At 40.3% G+C, this 20567-nt stretch carries 8 protein-coding genes; 7 read left to right on the top strand and 1 reads right to left on the bottom strand.

Features of this window, described 5'->3' with window-relative positions; genetic code table 11:
- Window positions 1-128: 128 nt before the first annotated feature.
- The 7 genes from R9C00_23205 to R9C00_23175 all read left to right on the top strand — a co-directional run bounded on the left by R9C00_23205 (window position 129) and on the right by R9C00_23175 (window position 17541).
- Window positions 129-1997 (top strand): glycoside hydrolase family 2 TIM barrel-domain containing protein, encoded by a 1869-nt coding sequence (locus R9C00_23205; GenBank protein WPO34614.1) that lies wholly within the window; start codon window positions 129-131, stop codon window positions 1995-1997.
- Between the two features lie 509 nt (window positions 1998-2506).
- A complete protein-coding gene (locus R9C00_23200) occupies window positions 2507-3352 on the top strand; it encodes an SDR family oxidoreductase (protein ID WPO34613.1) in 846 nt (281 codons plus the stop codon).
- A gap of 584 nt (window positions 3353-3936) precedes the next feature.
- Window positions 3937-7233 (top strand): TonB-dependent receptor, encoded by a 3297-nt coding sequence (locus tag R9C00_23195; GenBank protein WPO34612.1) that lies wholly within the window; start codon window positions 3937-3939, stop codon window positions 7231-7233.
- 28 nt (window positions 7234-7261) lie between these two features.
- On the top strand, window positions 7262-9046 hold the full coding sequence (locus R9C00_23190; GenBank protein WPO34611.1) for a RagB/SusD family nutrient uptake outer membrane protein: 1785 nt from the start codon (window positions 7262-7264) through the stop codon (window positions 9044-9046).
- Window positions 9047-9075: 29 nt separating this feature from the next.
- Window positions 9076-10710, top strand: a complete 1635-nt coding sequence (locus tag R9C00_23185; GenBank protein WPO34610.1) for a DUF4957 domain-containing protein — start codon at window positions 9076-9078, stop codon at window positions 10708-10710.
- 680 nt (window positions 10711-11390) lie between these two features.
- A complete protein-coding gene (locus tag R9C00_23180; protein ID WPO34609.1) occupies window positions 11391-12476 on the top strand; it encodes a PorV/PorQ family protein in 1086 nt (361 codons plus the stop codon).
- Entirely contained in the window at window positions 12463-17541 is a 5079-nt protein-coding gene (locus tag R9C00_23175) for a C25 family cysteine peptidase (GenBank protein ID WPO34608.1), read from the top strand. The genes R9C00_23180 and R9C00_23175 overlap by 14 nt, the downstream gene beginning before the upstream one ends.
- A gap of 74 nt (window positions 17542-17615) precedes the next feature.
- On the opposite strand, the gene R9C00_23170 is transcribed toward R9C00_23175, so the two are convergent.
- Window positions 17616-20405 (bottom strand): pitrilysin family protein, encoded by a 2790-nt coding sequence (locus R9C00_23170; protein ID WPO34607.1) that lies wholly within the window; start codon window positions 20403-20405, stop codon window positions 17616-17618.
- Window positions 20406-20567 lie beyond the last annotated feature (162 nt).

Below are 20567 nucleotides of genomic sequence, written 5' to 3'. Positions count from 1 at the left end.
ACTCAAGCAGCTAAGGGGAAAGGTATTTAGAAATAGGCGAGTATTATGTGTTAGTTGGCTAGCAAAAGATTAGATTTGAATTAGTTGATTTACTAATTTACAAAACACAATATCTAAGTTTTATAAACATGAAATATTTCAAGTACCCATTGTTAATATCTTTCATCATGGCGCTATCTAATCTGGCGGTAATTGGTCAGGAAGCGCAAATCACTAACATTGGAAATAGAGAGTCGATGACCCTGAATGGTGTGTGGAAATATATTGTCGATCCCTACGAAACGGGATATTATGATTACCGACGCGAGGTGCGCGATGAACAAGCAAACCCCAGTACCGCAGAGTCCCTGTTTTTAGGTTACAAGCGACAATCTCCTTCCGACCGTGTAGAATATGATTTTGAAAAAGCTGATAATATCCTTGTTCCAAGAGATTGGAATTCCCAAAAGGAAAAGCTTTATTATTATGAGGGATCTGTTTGGTATTTTAAGGCTTTCGACTACAAAAAAGAGACGAATAATAAGCGTCAGTTTCTTTACTTCGGGGCGGTTAATTACGAAGCAGATGTGTATCTCAATGGAAAAAAATTAGGAAAGCATGTTGGAGGGTTTACTCCTTTCAATTTTGAAGTAACTGGTAAGCTAAAACCAGAAGGAAATTTCTTGATCCTGAAAGTGGATAATACCCGTGGGCTTGAGAAAGTACCAACCATTAATACTGACTGGTGGAATTATGGCGGCATTACCCGTGATGTAGAAATTATAGAAGTGGCTGAAACGTTTATTCAAGATTATTATGTACAGTTAGCCCTTGACAATACAGAAGAATTGGAGGTTTCTGTAACCTTGAATGGGCCTAACAAAGCTAGCCAAGAAGTAACGGTGGAAATACCTGAGGCAAAAGTAATAGCTACGCTCATCACTAACAGCGAAGGCATTGCAGAAGGAAAAATTAAAGTGAAAAAATTGAAGCTTTGGTCGCCAGAAACCCCTTACTTGAACGACGTGAAGTTGATCCATTCAGGAAATGTCTTGACTGATAAAATTGGTTTTAGGACTTTGACCACCAAAGGTGCTGACATCTTGGTAAATGGCAAGTCTGTATTTTTGAGAGGGATTTGTATTCATGAGGAAAATGGAATCCGAGGTGGGCGTGCTTATTCAGAAGAAGATGCAAGGATGTTGTTAGGTTGGGCAAAAGAATTGGGTTGTAATTTCGTTCGCTTGGCTCATTACCCCCACAATGAAAATATGACCCGAGTGGCCGATGAGTTGGGAATTATGGTTTGGTCGGAAGTCCCTGTTTATTGGACTATACAGTGGAAAAATGAAGCTACTTTCAGCAATGCGAAAGCCCAGCTCACGGATATGATTACACGAGATAAAAACCGTGCGTCTGTAATTATTTGGTCAATGGCAAACGAAACTCCTGTATCTCCCGATAGAACCGAATTTTTGAAGAAAATGATCGAGACGGCAAATGACCTCGACCCTGTTAGGTTGATTAGCGCAGCCTTGGAAAGGCATACCAAAAAAGGAACAAAAAATACTCAAGTGATTGAAGATCCTTTGCAGGAATATGTAGATATTATCGCTTTCAACCAATACATAGGCTGGTATGCAGGCTTGCCAGAAGACTGCAAGACTGCTGAATTTGATATCCAATTTAACAAGCCAGTCGTGATCTCGGAGTTTGGGGCAGGTGCATTGCAAGGTTTATACGGTAGCAAAGAAGAAAGATGGACAGAAGAATTTCAGGAATATTTATTTGATGAGACCTTGAAGATGCTCGAAAAAATTCCTCAGCTGCGTGGTACAAACCCATGGATTTTGGCAGATTTCCGGTCTCCTCGTCGTGTCTTACCTGATATACAAGATGGATGGAACAGAAAAGGCTTGATTTCAGAAGTAGGGGAAAAGAAAAAAGCATTTTATGTACTTAAAAACTATTACGAGGTGAAGCAAACTGAATATGTAGAAAAAAATCAAAAGAAGTAAGCTCGTGAAGTTTAAAAAAATTAATGATAGCCTGCAAAGGAACTACAAGTTGAAAAATTGAATATCTATATAGCAGATAGTAACTCAAGAACCAGTAGGTTGTATACTTTTTCTGGTTCTTGAATCACTTCCGTTAATCCTTGTTCGCACTCATTTTCAGAAGAGGTTCTTGCCGATAATCATCCATTTTAAGAAAGAGTCTGCTTAAGGTTGCCTTCGTAAGTAATAGAAGTTTTTTAGTACCTAAAAAGAGGATGGTGGGAGGGAAATCTGTGTGCGAGTTACACTTGACCAAGTTTGGTTTTTCACAACTAATCTTTTTGGTGTTTTGCTACATGGGTAGTAGTTTGCATCGGAATTACAAGGGTGCATAAGCCATAAAAGCCGAAATGCTGCAAATACAAAAAAGTAACTGAGAGTCTTGTACGTTCATCACTAATCGTTTTGGTAAGTTGCTTTTCCAGTTAATATCGAAACATATCTATAACTTTAATTTATATAATTTTTTTATGAAAACTTCACTTAATAACATTGAAGGAAAAGTAGCAGTAGTCACTGGCGGCGGCGGCATACTTTGTGGAGAAATGGCTAAAATGTTGGCTGCACAAGGAGCTAAAGTAGCAGTATTGGATTTGAAAAAAGAAGCTGCCGACCAGCTTGCTGTTGAAATTAATAAGGCTGGCGGTACGGCAATTGGCGTAGAGGCGAACGTACTGAACAAAGAGCTGCTAGAAGTAGCCCACAGCGAAGTGCTTGAGAAATTGGGTCCTTGTGATATCTTGGTAAATGGTGCTGGCGGCAACCATCCAAAAGGAACTACAAGTAAAGAGCATTTCCAACCTGAAGATATTGAAGATGAGAGCTTAATTTCATTTTTTGACCTCGATCCTAAAGGGATTGAATTTGTATTCAATCTCAATTTTTTAGGGACGTTGCTTCCCACTCAAGTGTTTACTAAAGACATGGTAGGAAGAGAAGGTTGTTCGGTGATAAACATTTCTTCTATGAACGCTTTCACGCCACTTACCAAAATCCCTGCATACAGTGGTGCAAAAGCTGCGGTAAGTAACTTCACACAGTGGTTGGCGGTGCATTTTTCAAAAGTAAATATTAGGGTAAATGCATTGGCACCTGGCTTTTTCTTAACAGACCAAAATAGGGCATTGCTTACCAAAGAAGATGGTAGTCTTACGCCTCGTGGTGAGCAGATCATAGGTCAGACTCCTATGGGAAGGTTTGGCAAGCCAGAAGATTTGAATACGACTCTTGCATGGTTGTGCGACCCTGCTTCAAGTTTTGTGACAGGAGTGGTGATTCCTATTGATGGAGGCTTCAGCGCATATAGTGGCGTTTAACTAATAGAAATTTTAGTTAGAATTCAGAAAGTTTTTGAAAAGGATGTTTTTGCTGGCTTAGTCAGTAGAAACATCCTTTTTTGTGTTAAGCCATCTTTTTAATTCTACTGCGAAATGACCAAGCCTGCTTGCTTTTTATTTTTCTATCAATTTTAACACCCTTGAAATATTATGCACAGAAACTTCTCTTTTTTGCCTATTTATTTTCGCCTCTCCTCAACTAATGGTTTTTGCTTTTCAAATTTCCGAAAAAGGGTAGATGTCGAGCTAGTAAAAGAAGGATTTATAAGAATTTGATGTTTTATTAGTACTTGTTTGACAAGTTGTAAACTTATTATTGAACCACCTTGGAATTCCTTGAAAAGAAAGCATAATTGGTATGGGTGTATTCTGGGTAGAGGGTTAAAGTTATGTTTATTTGTCTTATAAGTGTATTTTAAACAATTTACACCCATTTTTCAGATAGTTTAGCCCCCTTGGTTTGGTGGGTTTATACATAGCTTTGTTTCGTTAAATTTATTTCCTAAAGCCCCAAATGTGCCTTTAGAAATAATTATTAGGTTAATTAACTAAAATTAAATTTAATGAAAATGAAAAGAGGTTTACGAAGGTTTTTCATGCCCTTGGCAAGAAATTTTTTGTTAGGTAATGCTCTCCTATTGCTTTTAACAGGTGCGCTGTACGCACAAGATACTAAGATAACAGGTAAGGTGACTTCCGTAGGTGACCCAGAGGGTTTGCCCGGAGTAAGTATTGTAGAAAAAGGGACTACAAATGGTGTAATCACTTCTATCGATGGTTCGTTTAGCATCACTGTACCTAAGGGTGCTGTTTTGATATTCAGTTTCTTGGGATTTGTTGCTCAGGAAATAGAAGTAGGTAACCAGTCGGTAATCAATCCAGTTTTAAAAGAAGATGTTACTCAGCTAGAAGAAGTAGTAGTAGTTGGGTACGGAACAGTAAAAAAATCTGATCTTACCGGGTCGGTTGCAACCCTTTCGGGTGAAGACCTTAGGAAAGCACCAACATCTAGTGCGGCTGAAGCTATTTCAGGTAGAATCCCAGGTGTGAATGTATTGACCACAGATGGTTCCCCAGATGCTGAAATCGTAATTAGAGTTAGGGGTGGTGGTTCTGTAACCCAAGACAACTCACCATTATATGTAGTAGATGGGTTTATCGTAAGTAGCATAAGAGACATTCCCCCAGCTGATATTACAAGTATAAACGTACTGAAAGATGCAGCGGCAACGGCCATTTACGGTGCACAAGCAGCGAATGGTGTGGTAGTAATCACTACCAAATCTCCAAAAGCAGGTAAGACTGAGGTAAATTACAATGGCTTTGTTCAGGTGAAGCAACTGCCACAAGACAGAAAGCTTGATGTGCTTGGTCCTTATGAGTACGTAATGGCTCAATACGAAAATGCTAAGTTAAGATCTGAGGCTGATCTTAGGAACTTTGAGAAGTATTATGGTAAGTACGATGACCTTGAGCTATACAACTACAAAAAGGCAACTGACTGGCAAGATGAGCTTTTCGGAAACTCTATTGTATCTCAATTTCACAACTTGAGCATCAATGGAGGTACGGAAAAGACCAAATTGGTACTGAGTTTAACTCACAATGACGACAAAGGTATTTTAGTTGGTTCTGGGTTTACTAGAGATGTTGTGAACTTCAAGATAAACCATGAGGTTTTTAAAGGATTGAAACTTGATGCATCTGCAAGGGTGACAAATACTGAAGTTGACGGTGCTGGTACTTCTGGTAGCTCACAACTTCGTGTAAAAGATGCTGTCACTTCTAGGCCTATGAATGGTATTGCCGATGAATTGGACATTGATCTTAATACAGTTGATGCTTCTGATGATTATCAGTCATTCTTATTGAGCTTGATAGACCCAACAGAACTTGCAGAGCAAGACTGGAGAAAAAGGAAAACCAACTCTTATGTATTTAATGCTGGTTTGACTTGGGATATCGTGAAGAATCTTACCTTAAAGAGTACTTTCACTTCTGAAAATAGTTTTGACACAAGGTATAGGTATTATGGTCCGCTTACAGGTGAATCACAAAAAGAAGGTAGTAGCCTTCCACTTGGTACTATCACTGACAGTAAGAGAACTTCTTTCAGATGGTTGAATACGTTGAGCTACAAATTTAATTTGGGTGAAATGCATGATCTTGACCTTTTGCTAGGCCATGAGACGTATTCAAATGGAGGAAATGGAAGCTTTGTAAGAGCTGAAGAGTTCAGGGAGTCAATGCAGCCAGAAGAAATGTTTGCCAACATGGCTTTGGGTAATACTGTAGAATATTCTACTTATGAGTCTACTGAGAGCAACAGGCTTTCATTCTTCGCTAGGGCAAACTACCAATTGAATAATAAGTATTTAGTAACAGCTACTGTTCGATCTGATGCAAGTAGTAAGTTCTCTGAGGTTAACAGATTAGGAATCTTCCCAGCAATTGCGGTAGGATGGAAAATTTCCGAAGAGCCATTTATGTCAGGCGCTGGTTTTGTAGAGGAATTGAAATTGAGGGCTAGTTATGGTCAAACAGGTAACGATAGGATTCCTGCCAATGCCACTCAGTTTTTGTTTACACCAAATACATCGAATGGCCCTGGTATGGGAACTAATGATTATAACGCTTATTATTCGCCAGAGGGTCGTACGCTATATAACCCAGATATTGTTTGGGAAACTACTATTAACAGAAACATCGGTCTTGACTTTACACTCTTCAACGCAAGGATTTATGGTAATATAGATGTGTATGACAATTCTACAAAAGACCTTCTTTTAGCTTCTGCAATTTCTCCTATTTCTGGTTTTAATACTCAGTGGAACAACGTAGGTACTACTTCTAACAAAGGTGTTGAACTGGCATTGAGCGGTTATATTCTTGAGAAAGATGATTTCAGCTTAAAAGCAAGTGTGAATTTTGGTATAAACCGATCTACTATAGATGAGTTGGATGGAACTGATGAGCGTTTCTTCCAGTCAAACTGGGCAAGTACTGACTTGAAAGACAGAGATGATTACTACCTAGCTGTAGGGCGTACTATCGGTTTGATCTATGGTTATGTGAACGATGGAATGTACTCTGTAGATGATTTTGCAGGATATGATGAGGTTTCCGGAAACTATACGCTAGAAGAAGGCGTGCCTGACAATAGTAAAACGCTAGGAGTAGCCAGTCTCAAGCCTGGTTACATGAAGTTGAAAGACTTGAATGGCGACGGTGAGATCAATAGTGAAGACAGGCAAGTAATAGGTAGCGCTTTGCCTAAAGCAACTGGTGGTTTCGGATTAGATGCTAACTTCAAAGGCTTTGATGCTTCTGTATTCTTTAACTTCTCATACGGTAACGATATTTACAATACAGGTAAACTTGAGTTCAACCAATACTACAGGACTACGTACGGTAACATGCTAGATAATATGAGCATGGCCAATAGGTTCACGTATATTGATGTGGATGGTTCTTACACAGGCGTTGCAGGTGACGTAGTTACTGACCTTGAGCAATTGAGGGCAATGAATAACGGTAAAGAAATGTGGTCTCACAATGGCTATGGAACAGCAACTGCTGTTATACACGATTGGGCTGTAGAAGACGGATCTTTTATCCGATTGAACAATGCTACGCTCGGTTACTCATTGCCAGCAAACTTGATTTCTAAAATCAAGATGCAGAATTGTAGAATATATGTTACTGGTTACAATTTGTTCTTATGGACAAATTACTCAGGATATGATCCAGAAGTGAGTACCACAAGAAGCAACAACTATGCTGCTTTAACTCCTGGTATTGATTACTCAGCATATCCTAGAAGTAGGTCTTATACAGCTGGTGTTAACATTACTTTTTAATTAATAAAGGACTTTAAAGTAAGTAGATATGAAATTTAAGTTTATAATCATGACTTTGGCAGCTTTCATGCTGACGGCTTGTGACGATTTCCTAGCTCCAGAGTCGCTATCAACTTTCGATAGTAATTATATCTTCTCAAATGCAGAAGATGCTAGAAAAGCAGTAAATGCCATTTATGTTCACTTCAGCCACGATGGTTTCAGGTCAAGGCTATCAAACAACATGACGGGTAATACCGATATAGAGCACCAAGGTGGGTCTAGCGACGGTGCTAGGTACCAAATATGGAGACTCGATGCTCAAGAAAACAATGGTGACCTTGGTTACATTTGGGATATTGGCTACAAAGCAATTCGTGATGCCAACATAGCTATAGAAGGCATAGAGGATAGTGAGGCGCTAAACTCCTCTGATGTTCAACTTTCAGATATGATGCACCACTTGTTAGGCGAAGCTTATACGCTAAGGGCATACTGGTACAGTATGTTGATTTTTTATTTTGGCGATGTGCCATTTTCTGCTGAAGCTCCTAAAGTAGGAATTGAGTTCAACCTACCCAAAGAGGATAGAAATGTGATCCTTTCAACGGTTATTCAAGACCTGATAGATGTAGAAGAAAGAATGATGTGGGCTGATCAGTTGCCTTTCGGGATTGAGCAAGTGAACAGGGAATATACCATGGGTATGATTGCAAGGTTGTCTTTGCAGCGTGGAGGATATTATCTAACTCCTAGTATGGCCATGGAAAGAGAGGCAGATTACCTCGATTATTATAAAATTGCCAATGACTACGCTAAAAAACTTATCGAACTAAAAGATAGGGAGTTGACTCCTGATTTTAGGCAAGTGTTCATGAACCAATGTAAATTCATCTCTCCAGTAAATGAAGATATGCTTTTTGAGGTTCCATTTGCTGTTGGAGAAGGGGATGTAGCTTGGAACATTGGTATTAGAGTAGATGCAGGTAACCACCCTTATGGTTCTGGTAGTAACTATATGGCCATGCCTCCTACTTATTTGTACTCATTCGATCCACTCGATAAAAGAGTGGATGTAACATGTGGTTTGTATATGATCAACTCAGACTTCGAACAAGAGCTGGTTTCGTCATCTGGAATGAACATTTCACAAGGTAAATGGAGCCGTCATTTTCTAGATACACCTCCAGGTGCATCTACATCGAAAGGCACTGGTATTAACTGGCCTATGATGCGCTATGCTGACGTGTTGCTAATGCATGCAGAAGCAGAAAACGAACTAAACGGTCCATCTGCCGATGCTCAAAGTGCTTTAAGAAGAGTTAGGCAGCGTGCATTTGATGAAGCTGATTGGGCTGATAAAGTAGATCTGTACATCAGCAATGTGAGCACTAGTAAAGAGAATTTCTTCAATGCAATTGTAGATGAGAGAGCTTGGGAGTTTGGCGGTGAAATGATCCGTAAATACGAGCTTATCAGATGGAACTTGTATGATACAAAAATCACTAAGATGGTGACTGACCTGAAAAAAATGGCTGATGATGCCAATTCAGGCGCAGGCGATTTACCTGACTATTTGTATACAAAGCTTGATGATAACGGCGACCTCTTGATTTATAACAAGTTTAGAAAAGTAGCAGGAGCTCCTGATGATACTTGGACGCGCCAATCATGGCTTATCAATATGTACGACGCAAACTTAGGTACTTATTCTGAGTGGATTACGAGGGATTGGGCTAACTATACTTCGCCAGTTCGTTACATATTCCCTATTCCAACCATAGGAATTGACAATAGTAGGGGAGTGCTCACAAATGACGGCTATGGATTCTAAGCTGATTTTTACATCTAATTTGTAATGTTATGAAAAAGAAAAAAATTAATATATACTCTATATTTTTAATAGTGTTCTCAAGCTTCGTGGTCTTTATATCATGTAAAGAAGACGAGGAAGTTTTTCCAAGAACAAGGTTATTCAGACCTGTGCTAAACGAGGAGTTGTTTTCTGAAGAAAACACAATCATTGTAAACATGGGCAATATGAAGGAAGCTACATCTTACACCATTACTGTAAGTCGTGATACGTTTCAAACGGTGGATTACACATTTGAGTCAGATACAAACTTTGTGATCATAGATGAGTCAATAGTAGGTGAAGAGCTGTTGTGGTATACTATTTATCAAGTACAGGCTACTGCACATGCCGATGTGGCTGATTTTGATAGCAAGGTATCTGATTTGGGAAATGTTCGTACTCAAAAGTTCCCATCTAACATGATGGCACCAACATTCTTCGATGTTACCGATACAAGAGCTAGAGTATTCTGGTCAACTGTGGGAGCGCCTGTTACAACTGTGAAAGTTTTTGCCATTGATGATTTACGTTTGGAGAACCCTTTAGCAGAATTTACAGTGAGTGATGCTGAAAGAGCTGCTGAGGAAAAAATTGTTTCAGGATTGGATCCCTTGAGCCAATATCAACTAGCTATTTATAGTGACGAGAAAGTAAGAGGCTGGGAGGTTTACGAGACCAAAGAGGGGCTTGATTTTGGTGATAAGGTAGTTGACCTCGTTGGAATTGACAACCCTGATATTCTTTCCGACACACTCCCATCTATTGAAAGCGGTAGCGTTGTACTATTAGAAGGAGGAAGGACTTATAATGCTAATGGGCATGCGTTTGACAAATCAGTGATGATCAGAAGTGGATATAGCTTTACTCCTGCATTGCCATTGATCGATTGTGGATCAAACTTTAATATTGTTGAAGGCAGTACTATAGATTCTTTAGTATTTATAGATGTAGCTTTCTCAGGTGACTTTGGAGGCAACTATATCTTCAACATAGATAAGAGTGGTACAGTTGGCGAAATCAAATATGAAGGATGTCAAATCAGGTCATTAAGAGGTATCGCTCGTATAAAAGGCGGAGTAGGTACGCTTGGTAAATTCACTATTAACGATTGTGTTGTTGATAGTATCAATGGTTATGGTGTATTGGCTGTGGATAAAGATAGCTGGGAAGCAGGTGATATTTCCTTCACGAACTCGACTTTCAGCAAAGTGATTTATTTCTTAATAAGTAGATCGAATACAAACTCTGTGTTAATTGATGGGTGTACTATCAGCGAAACTCCAGAGAAAGGTCGCCAGATTTTCAGGTGGAGAGGTTCAGATGGTGAAAATGATGTAGTAAATGGTATTACAATCCAGAATACAATCTGGGGACATGGCTGGAATAAAGATGGCGAGCCTGATTATGCAGTGGCTGGGTTTCAGGGGTTGGCCAATACTAATTTTAATGTTATCAATACATATACTACTTCTGATTTTTCTTTTTCTGGAAGTGAAATCCCTGGATTCCCTAATTTCCTTTATTCTGGTGGTGCGGCTGACCTTTGGGAGTCACCTTACGAAGGTGTTGATTTTAATTTTAAAGATCAGAGTTTTGCCGGCAAAGGCGATAGCGGTGATCCTCGCTGGAGAATAGGGTTATAATATTAAAGGTTTGCAGGTTAGGTTTAGCTTTTTTGCTAAACAGGTAAGTCAAAAACTATTTGGAATATATGAATGATAAAGCGTGCTCATTTTTTTGAGCACGCTTTTTTTGTATGTACATGGTTCCTAACTATCTCATTGGCAAGGCTGTTGTTTTTGTAGAAAATGCGAATGCTTCTATCCAACTCATTTTCTATGGAGATTTTGTTTTACAATTTTAGCCGATTACTTTGTACCTTCGCATTCGGCATACTATCAAATATCCTACTCTCATAACCTTAGATACTTCTAATTCATTCTTTATTTTTTACCATAAACACCTTGCTGCCAAAGTACGGAAGTAAGGAAAATGCCGTTAAGAAAAAAGCTGATCTGGATAGGTCTCTAAATAGAATTAGTAATCTGAATAACTACCTCCAAGGTTTTGGAATTAGGAAAAAACCTACCTGACAAACAAGGACTTACACACACTCTACCAACTTGATATATCTATTCTCTTTTATACGTTTTGTATGGGGAATGCTGTTTTAATACATTGTTTGTCTAGCAAATTTATTGTTTGGTAAAAAAAATCTCGTAAAATCGGTCTGTACATCAGGGAACAGTTTATGAATATCGAAATATCCAATCTGTTTAATCAGGGGCTAAAAAAACAACTTCGCATCAGCTTTACATGTTTCATGTTCATGCTATTAGGAGTTCAAATAGCGGTTGCTCAACAAACTCCAAAATACAGTAATGAGTTTTTGGCGATAGGTGTAGGAGCTAGGGGCATGGCAATGTCCAACAGCCAAGTTTCTATAGTAGACGACGCCACGGCAGGGTACTGGAACCCGGCGGGGTTGCTAAACATCAAAGAGAAGTATAGCGTTTCGGCAATGCATGCTTCCTATTTTGCTGGAATTGCTAACTATGACTACGTAGGTTTTGCCACTCCAGTAGATAAAAGAAGCCATATTGGTGTCACGCTCATCCGCTTTGCGGTAGATGATATCCCCGACACCCGCTTTTTGTTCGATGCCAACGGCTCACTCAATTATGATAACATCCGCTCATTTTCCGCTGCCGATTATGCTTTTATGTTTTCTTATGCAAGGCGTTCGCTGCTTGTAAAGGGCTTGAAGCTGGGGGCTAATTTCAAAGTGATTCATCGTTCGGTAGGGATATTTGCCAATGCCTGGGGGTTTGGAATAGACATAGGCGCACAACTGGACAGGAAAAATTGGCATTTTGGTTTGGCTGCTCGTGATGTAACAGGGACCTACAACACTTGGAACTACAACCCCGATACATTCTACGAGATTTTTTCTCAAACAGGAAATACAATCCCCAACAACTCGGTGGAAGTAACCTTGCCGAGAATCTTAGGTGGAGTTGCTTATTCGGTCCGCATCAAAAATAAATTTGGGGCATTGCTTGCTGCTGAGTTTGACATGACCCTTGATGGAAAGCGGAATACAGTGCTAAAAACCGATGCCTTTTCGCTCGACCCGCATGTAGGGCTGGAACTTGACTACCAGCAACTTGTTTACCTAAGAGGGGGAGTAGGGCAGTTCCAAGAAATCAAAAACTTTGATGGCACTACCTACATGACTTTTCAGCCAAACTTTGGGGTGGGAATTCGCCTCAAAAATTTTGTGATAGATTATGCCCTCACCGACATTGGTGATTCTTCTGAGGCATTATATTCACATGTTTTTTCCATCAAACTAGGAATGGGTAAATCTAAATTTACAAAACCAAGATTTGAGTATGAACAGGAATAAAAAGAAGCACTTGGCTTGGTTATTACTACTTATCTCAAGTAGCTTATTTGCACAAGATTTTAACAGTTGGATAAATTTTAGCCAAGACTATTTTAAAGTTGGCGTGAAGCAAGATGGAATTTACCGCCTCACTTATACCGAACTGGACAATGCAGGTTTTCCTATATCCACCATCAACCCGAAGAACATACAGCTTTTTCACAGAGGAAAGGAAATGGCGATAGTGGTAAGTGGGCAAGCTGATGGTATTTTCAATGAGAGCGATTATATCGAATTTTACGGCCAGAAAAACGATGGTACTACAGATAAATTCATGTATGAAGATGAAAATGGACAAACAAACCCATTTTATAATCTTTATAGTGATGAAAGTTTTTATTTCTTAACGTATTCGCTCGATGAAAGCGAGGGAAAAAGGATAGAAGAGATAAATCAAGACCCAACTGGGCTTACCATTGTTCCTTACCATTTGCAAGAGAGGGTTTATCACTGGTCTAATAATTTTAGTGGAGGACCTTTGTATCCTACCTTTATCCAGTCTATTCAAAATCAAGGAGCATTGCTTTCCACTTTTACCCAGGGAAAAGGGTATACTGGACAGTACAGAGGAGGAAGCTACAAAGAAAACAATGTGTTTTATTTGGATAATTATACTACATCAGGTGTAGTGCCACACTTGGAGGTAAATATGACGGGAAGATCAAATACCCCACATGTTGTAGAAATATTGGTAGGGGTAGACCCTGCGAACCAAAGAAGTGTGGGCTTTATTAATTTTAGTCAATATGAAAATGGTTTGTTCTCGGTAGACCTCAGGCACGACGATTTACCTACGGATGCCGATAGTGTGTTTATCAGCTATCAAATCAGTCAAGTTACATCTCTCAATGAAATAGTATCACTTTCCTACATTAAATTAACTTATCCGCAACTCACAGATGCTGGCGAAGCTGCTAGAAAAGCACTTACCATTTTGCCCCAAAGCGAAGCGAATGTGAGGTTGGAAATTGATAATGTATTGCCTGATACCCGAGCTTGGGATATCACAGATATTTATTCCATAAGATCCTTAGTAAGTGACTACGATGATGCTTCCAAACAACTCACTCTGGCTTTTCCCGGTTTCTCTTCCGCTAATGGAAAGTTAGCTTTGGAAACGGCTACAAAATCGGTGAATAGTATCAGTAAGGCGGATATGTCTCCTATTCGACCGGAACAGTTCGATTATTACATTATTTACCACCCCAATGTGTCAGGATCCTCAGGCGATTATGAAAATGTCCCCTTCGATTATGCTGCATACCGATCTTCGGAGCAAGGTGGAAGCTATGAGGCTACAGCAGTCGATATAAATAATATTTACAATCAATTTACATATGGCGAAGTCAATCCATTGGCTATAAGAAGATTTGCTGATTATACTTTGCAAAATGGCAAGCCGAAATTCTTGCTTATTGCAGGGAAAGGGTTAGAGCTGACTCAACAATATGAGCGATATAAGCCTAGTAGCGAAGCTTGGTCGTACCAAAGTCTCATCCCTCCATATGGTTTTCCCGGTTCTGATAATGCTTATTCTTCGGGTCTAAAAGGTTCAGTAGGGGACGAACCCGCTATTCCAACAGGTAGGATTTCAGCCATTAATGCAACTCAACTTGCCTCTTACCTCAACAAGGTAATTGAGTATGAGCTTCCGGAAAACTTTGGGATGTGGAAGAAAAATGTATTGCACTTGAGTGGAGGCATAAGTATAGAAGAACATGAAGAGCTAAAAGGCTACATGGATAGCCTTGAAGATATAATAATAGGTGATTATTGGGGGGCAAAGGTAAAGCATATCGTAAAAGCTACCACTGAAAATGTTGAATTTATAGATGTGACCCAGGAGGTTAACGATGGTGTTGGGCTGATGACGTTCATTGGTCATTCAAGTACCAGTACCACCGATATTGAAATCGGGTATTGTAGCAATTCTGTTTTAGGTTTTAAAAACCAAGGAAAGTACCCCTTTATGTTTTTGAATGGCTGTAACTCTGGGAATGTTTTTACAACAAGCCGTTCATTGGGAGAAGACTGGATTTTGACTCCCGATAAAGGCGCTATTGGGTACATTGCCCATGTTTATTTGGGTTTTGCTAGTGTGCAATTCAATTATACAAACTATTTTTATCAAGCAGCTTTTGCCAATAAGGCCTTGGTGGACAAACCTGTTGGGGTCATTATGCAACAAGCTATTAAAGCATATAGAGCGAAATATTCCAGTAGTGAGTTGGCAGAGGCAAATGCACAGCAATTTTTGCTTCAGGGCGATCCGGCAGTAAGGCTTTTTCCTTCCTACCTTCCTGATTATATGGTGGATGAAAGCAGTGTTTTTGCCAAAAGTTTTGATATAGAGGAAAAGCTATCGGCTCAGTCAGATTCTATTCAGTTGGGAATAAGTGTGACCAATCTTGGTATTACCGATGGGAATGATTTTACAGTTTCGGTGAGCCGTACATTCAGCGATGGTTCTACTAAAGTATATGACCCTCAAACGTATAGTGCGGTAGTCTATCGCGACACGCTGTATTATACTGTACGTGTATCTGAAGAGGAAAAATTGATTTCAGGAGGGAACAATCTTTTTCAGGTAAGCATAGATGCCTCTAATGCCGTGGACGAAATGGATGAAAATAACAATACGGCAATGCTCAATTTGTTCTTGCCCAAAAATAACATGATCATCCTGACTCCAAGTCCTTTTAGCATAGTAGGCAGAAAAAATATTGAGTTTTTGGCACAAAATGCAGATCCGCTTAGCCCAGATCGCTTTTATACGTTCCAAGTGGATACAAGCTCGAATTTTAATAGCCCTTTATTAACAGAAACGAGTGTTTTTGCAGGCTTAACTCCCGAATGGGCAACGGCACTGCCAGGAGAGAATAATATTGCCGATAGTACGGTTTTCTATTGGAGGACCCGCTACTCTGACATCAGCAATGCAGAGGATTCCCTTTGGACAGAAAGCTCGTTTACGTTTATCAACGAAGGACCGAATGGTTGGTCACAAACCAAGGCTGCTCAGTTTGATAAAAACAAATTGAATAAGCTAGAAGCTTTTGGAGACAGGGAGTGGGGGTTTGTGAAAACGAACTTAAAACTTGAGGTGAAATCAGTAGGAGGAGCGGTGACAGATTGGCAAGATCATTACATAAAGCTCAACGATTTTGAAGTGGTGGTGAACGGAGAATGCGCCCGCAACAGACTCATTATGATGTTTATAAATAAGGAAACAGGTTTGCCTTATCCATTGCCAAGCTATGATCCTCCTGGAGAAATGGGCGATATCCAGTTCTATTCTTGTGGCTTTGGAGAGCCAGGTTTTGCTGCTTTCTTGAGAAATAGTTCCTCCGCAAATGGAAAAGACTTTGTCTATTCTGAAGTGTTTCATATCTTTTTAAACACAATGAACGAAGGTGATTATGTGGTGTTTATTACTTCGGGTCAGTATAACTTTTCTAACCTGAGAGACCGGCACTTGGAAGCGCTAGAAATGGTTGGCATAGATGGAAATAATCTAAGAAATGTTATCAATAATGGCGATCCATACATTGCTTTGGGTGTGAAAGGTGCAGCTCCAGGCACTGCTCAAGAATTTTTGCCGCGCTATACTTCCGGGACTCCTTCCAATGCCCAAAAAATTGAGCACACATTTAACCTAAACTTGGAAGCAAGTTCGGGCGATATAGCCACACCAAGGATAGGTCCATCTAAGCAATGGGACCAATTGTATTTGGTGAGTAAAGAAGAGGAGAACCACGATAAGTGGCAAGTTGATTTGGTGGGTGTAAACCAGCAGGGTATAGAGCAAATTTTGCTTTCAGATGTGGATGAAGGGCTAACTGAGATCGGTTTTATAGATGCTGCCCAATATCCTTATTTGAAGTTGGTAGCCAATACGGAAGATTCTGTAAATAAAACTCCGGTGCAGCTTTATGACTGGAAAGTGATTTTTGAGCAAGTGCCCGAAGGGGTTTTGTATTATGCTGATAATGCGCCAACTGACCAAATTCCTTATTATGAGGAAGGAGATACTACAAGGTTTAGCTATACATTTAAGAATGTGACTGGCTCAACTTTTTCCGATTCGCTCATTATCAGGTACACGCTCCAAAATCAGACGACAAATAAGCAATCAACTTTCTACGATACGCTAAATAGCCTAGCAGCATTTGATTCCTTAAAGTTTTCCGTGGAGCTTGATACGCGAGAGTGGGTGGGGCAAAATAAGTTGAATATTTATGTCAACCCTAGGGTGCAGGCTGAACAGGTGTATGAAAATAATATCTTGGAGTCCTTCTACCAAGTCGGTCGGGATAGTACCAATCCGGTGCTCGATGTAGTTTTTGATGGGCAACATATCATGAATGGGGATATTGTTTCACCTTCCCCTATGATCACCGTGAGCCTGAAAGATGAAAATAAGTACTTGGTGCGAGAAGATACGCTTGGGGTCGACTTGTTTATGACCACCTGCGACAGCTGCGAGCTTATTCGAATTCCTTTTTCCGACCCTACGATAAATTGGTCGCAGGTAGGGGAAAATGATTTCCAAGTGTATTACCAGCCCGATCAGCTCACGGATGGGAATTATACCTTTATGGTACAAGGAGCTGATGTGATTGGGAACAAGGCTGGAGTAAAACCTTATAAAGTTAGTTTTGAGGTGATAACCGAATCGAAAATCACCCATTTTTATCCTTATCCAAACCCATTTTCCGACAATGTCCGGTTTGTGTTTACCCTTACGGGAACGGAAATTCCAGATGAGTTGAAAATCCAGATTATGACTGTTTCTGGTAGGGTAGTGCGGGAAATAACCCAAGATGAAATTGGGGCGCTTCGGATAGGAAACAACATGACGCAATATGCTTGGGATGGGAAAGACGAATATGGCGACCAGCTTGCCAATGGCGTTTATCTTTACCGAGTGATAACCCAAATGAATGGCCAGCAAATGGACCATAGAGAAACTTCGGGCGATAAGTATTTCAAAGAAGGTTTTGGCAAGATGTATTTGATGAAGTAAGAAATAGAAAAGTATAAATTTAAAAAGGCTGTACTTCCATGGAAGTACAGCCTTTTTTCTGTTTCCAGTTAGGGTTATTTGCCCTCACTTTTCATCTTCACCGCTTCGGGCTGAATAGGATTGCCATCTCCGTCTAGGATCACAATCTCATCAAATCCGACTTCCTCAAGGCTTGAAAGGATTTTTTCCTTATCGCCCACCACAAACCAATTTAAGTTTTCGGGCAGAACTACCTGCTTACTTAGTTTTTGGACTTCTTCCAACGTCAAGTTTCTTACCTTTTGGTCATAGGTTTTATAATAATCGTCGCTGAGCTTATATTTTACATAGTTATTGAGCGAGCTGGCTACCGAACCATTGGTTTCCCATTGCCCAGGCAATTGGAGAATTGTATTCCCACGGGTCTTTTCAAACTCCTCTTTGGTAATAGGCTTGTCACCCACAAACATCTTGAATTCTTTCACAATCTCTTGGGCAGATTCCTTAGTTTTATCCGTCTGAACAGGGGCATAAGCCAACATAGGGCGCTGACCTTTTGCATTTATTACGAAAGCTCCTGCGCCATAAGCCCAGTGCTTGTCCTCCCTTAAGTTCATATTGAGCCTAGAGGTAAAATCGCCACCAAGCACATTGAGCATCGATTCTTTGGCTATTTCATCTATTTTGCCATAAGGGCTGGTGAGGTAGCCAGCAATAATCACCGACTGCTGCGACTCGGGCCTGTCCATTAGGTATAAGGTATTTCCCTTCGTTGCTTTTACCATAGGAATATTCTTGGTAGGTACATCACCCTTTTTCCATTTTCCAAATCGCTCTTCCAGTTTCGATTTCAGCTCGCTCATTTCAATATCGCCAACTACAACTACGGTTGCATTATTTGGCTTTATCCATGTTTTGTAGAAGTTTTCCATGTCAGCTTTGGTGAGCGAAGAAACCGTGTTTTCGTATCCAGAACCCTGCAATGGCATGCTATAGGCATGTCCTTCACCATACAAAAACTTAGGCATCACGCGGATGGCCAATTGGATAGGAGATGATTTTTGGCGTTGAATATTGATAAGCTGTTCTTTTTTGAGGCGCTCAAATTCTCCTTCCGGAAAAGCAGGAGAGAGTACGATCTGAGAATAAATATCGAGGCTGGCATCAAACGATGGCTTCAATGTGTTCATAGAAATGTACGAATTGTCGAGGTCAGAATACGTGTTTACCGAAGCTCCCAACGTCTGAAGCTTCTCATTGATTTGGAGTGAATTCATTTCACTAGTTCCTTCGTCCATCATATTCATAGCCAAGGAAGCCAAGCCTGCCTGTGAAGCCTTGTCGGTAGCATAGCCTGCATCAAACATCATATTCATTACTACTGTAGGCACTCCTTTTCGTTGAGCCAATACGACCTTCATCCCATTTTTGAGTTCAGCTTTTTGGATATCGGGGAAAGAAGCGGCAACTGGCTTTCCAAGAGGAGGGAGCTGGCTTCTGTCTACACCCTCTCCCGAAGCAGTAAAGTTGGGGAAAGGAGTGGCAACTACGGTCAGTTTACCATCCGAAAGGTATTTTTTTACTGTATTGTGGATGTCCTCTGCAGTCGCTTCCGAAACCCATTTTAACCATTCTTTGTGGGTATCAGGGCTTCCTCCGTACACTTCATGGTTTGCCAAAATATCCGATTTTCCACCAAAACCACCAATTCGCTCTAACCCTTTAATCGCAGAGGCAAAATATTGCGATTTCACTCGGTCAATTTCTTCTTGCTTTGGTCCATCTGTAATAAGCGTTTCCAAAACCTCCGCTACGGTTGCTTCTATGTTTTCCACACTTTCTCCTGGTTTCACGTTGGTGGTGATATTGAAAACACCAGCAATTTCACGTGCATCAATATAGCTCCAAACGCTACTGGCTATTTGCTCGTCGTACACCAGTTTTTTGTAAAGTCTTGCATTTTTTCCACTTGTCAATATGTCTGATGCAAGGTCGAGATAAGCAGCTTCTTTTGTTCCCCATTGCGGCACGTTCCAGTTCATCGAGATCCGTGCTTCGGGAACTCTGTCTTCAAAACTGAACCTTTTTTCACCTGTTCTAAGTGCAAGGTCAACTTCTGGCTTCGCCAAGGTAGGCCCTGGAGGAATGTCTCCAAAATATTTCTTCACTTTCTCAAAAATATCATCAGGATCAACATCGCCGGCAATAGAAAGTACAGCGTTGTTCGGCCCATAATAGGTTTTGAACCACTCTTGTACATCTTCTAGCGAAGCTGCGTTTAGGTCGTCCATAGAGCCGATAACGGTCCAACTATAAGGGTGGCCTTTTGGAAAGCTGTTGTTGTTCACAAGTTCGTACATCCTTCCGTAAGGCTGGTTTTCCCCCTGTCTTTTTTCATTTTGAACTACCCCGCGTTGTTCGTCAAGCTTTGCCTGGTCAATTGCGCCCAATAGATGTCCCATCCTGTCAGATTCTAGGAAAAGAACTTGCTCTAAAGCGGCGGTGGGCACATTTTGGAAATAGTTGGTGCGGTCGTGGTTAGTCGTGCCGTTTAGGTCAGTGCCGCCTATGCGCTCTAGTGCTTGGAAATAATCGTCGTTATAATTTTCACTTCCGTTGAACATCAGGTGCTCAAAAAGGTGGGCAAATCCACTTTTTCCTTGTTTTTCGTTTTTTGAACCCACATGGTACCACACATTTACCGCAACTATCGGGGCTTTGTGGTCTTCGTGTACCAAAAGTCGTAATCCATTGTCCAATACATATTTCTTATAAGGAACGTCGATGTCTTCTGGGCTAAATAGAGCCTTTTCTTGTGCAAAAGAAAGACTAGCAGAAATCATCAGACTAGCTAAACTAAATGCAATGAGTCTTATAGTTTTCATACGATAATTATGATTTGTTGAAATGATATTTCTAAACCGTATCTAATTTATTCTATTAGTGTAGTATTTCAAATGAGGGATTTGTAGAACCTTTGTTTTGAGTGTTGGAAGTAAAAAATATAGGATAGACGGTGTGTTGTTCATTATATTATTGGTTTATTA

This window comes from Flammeovirgaceae bacterium SG7u.111, assembly GCA_034044135.1.
GTDB lineage: Bacteria > Bacteroidota > Bacteroidia > Cytophagales > Flammeovirgaceae.
The sequence above is the reverse complement of the archived record's forward strand: the minus strand, read 5'-3'. Positions and strand labels throughout refer to the sequence as shown.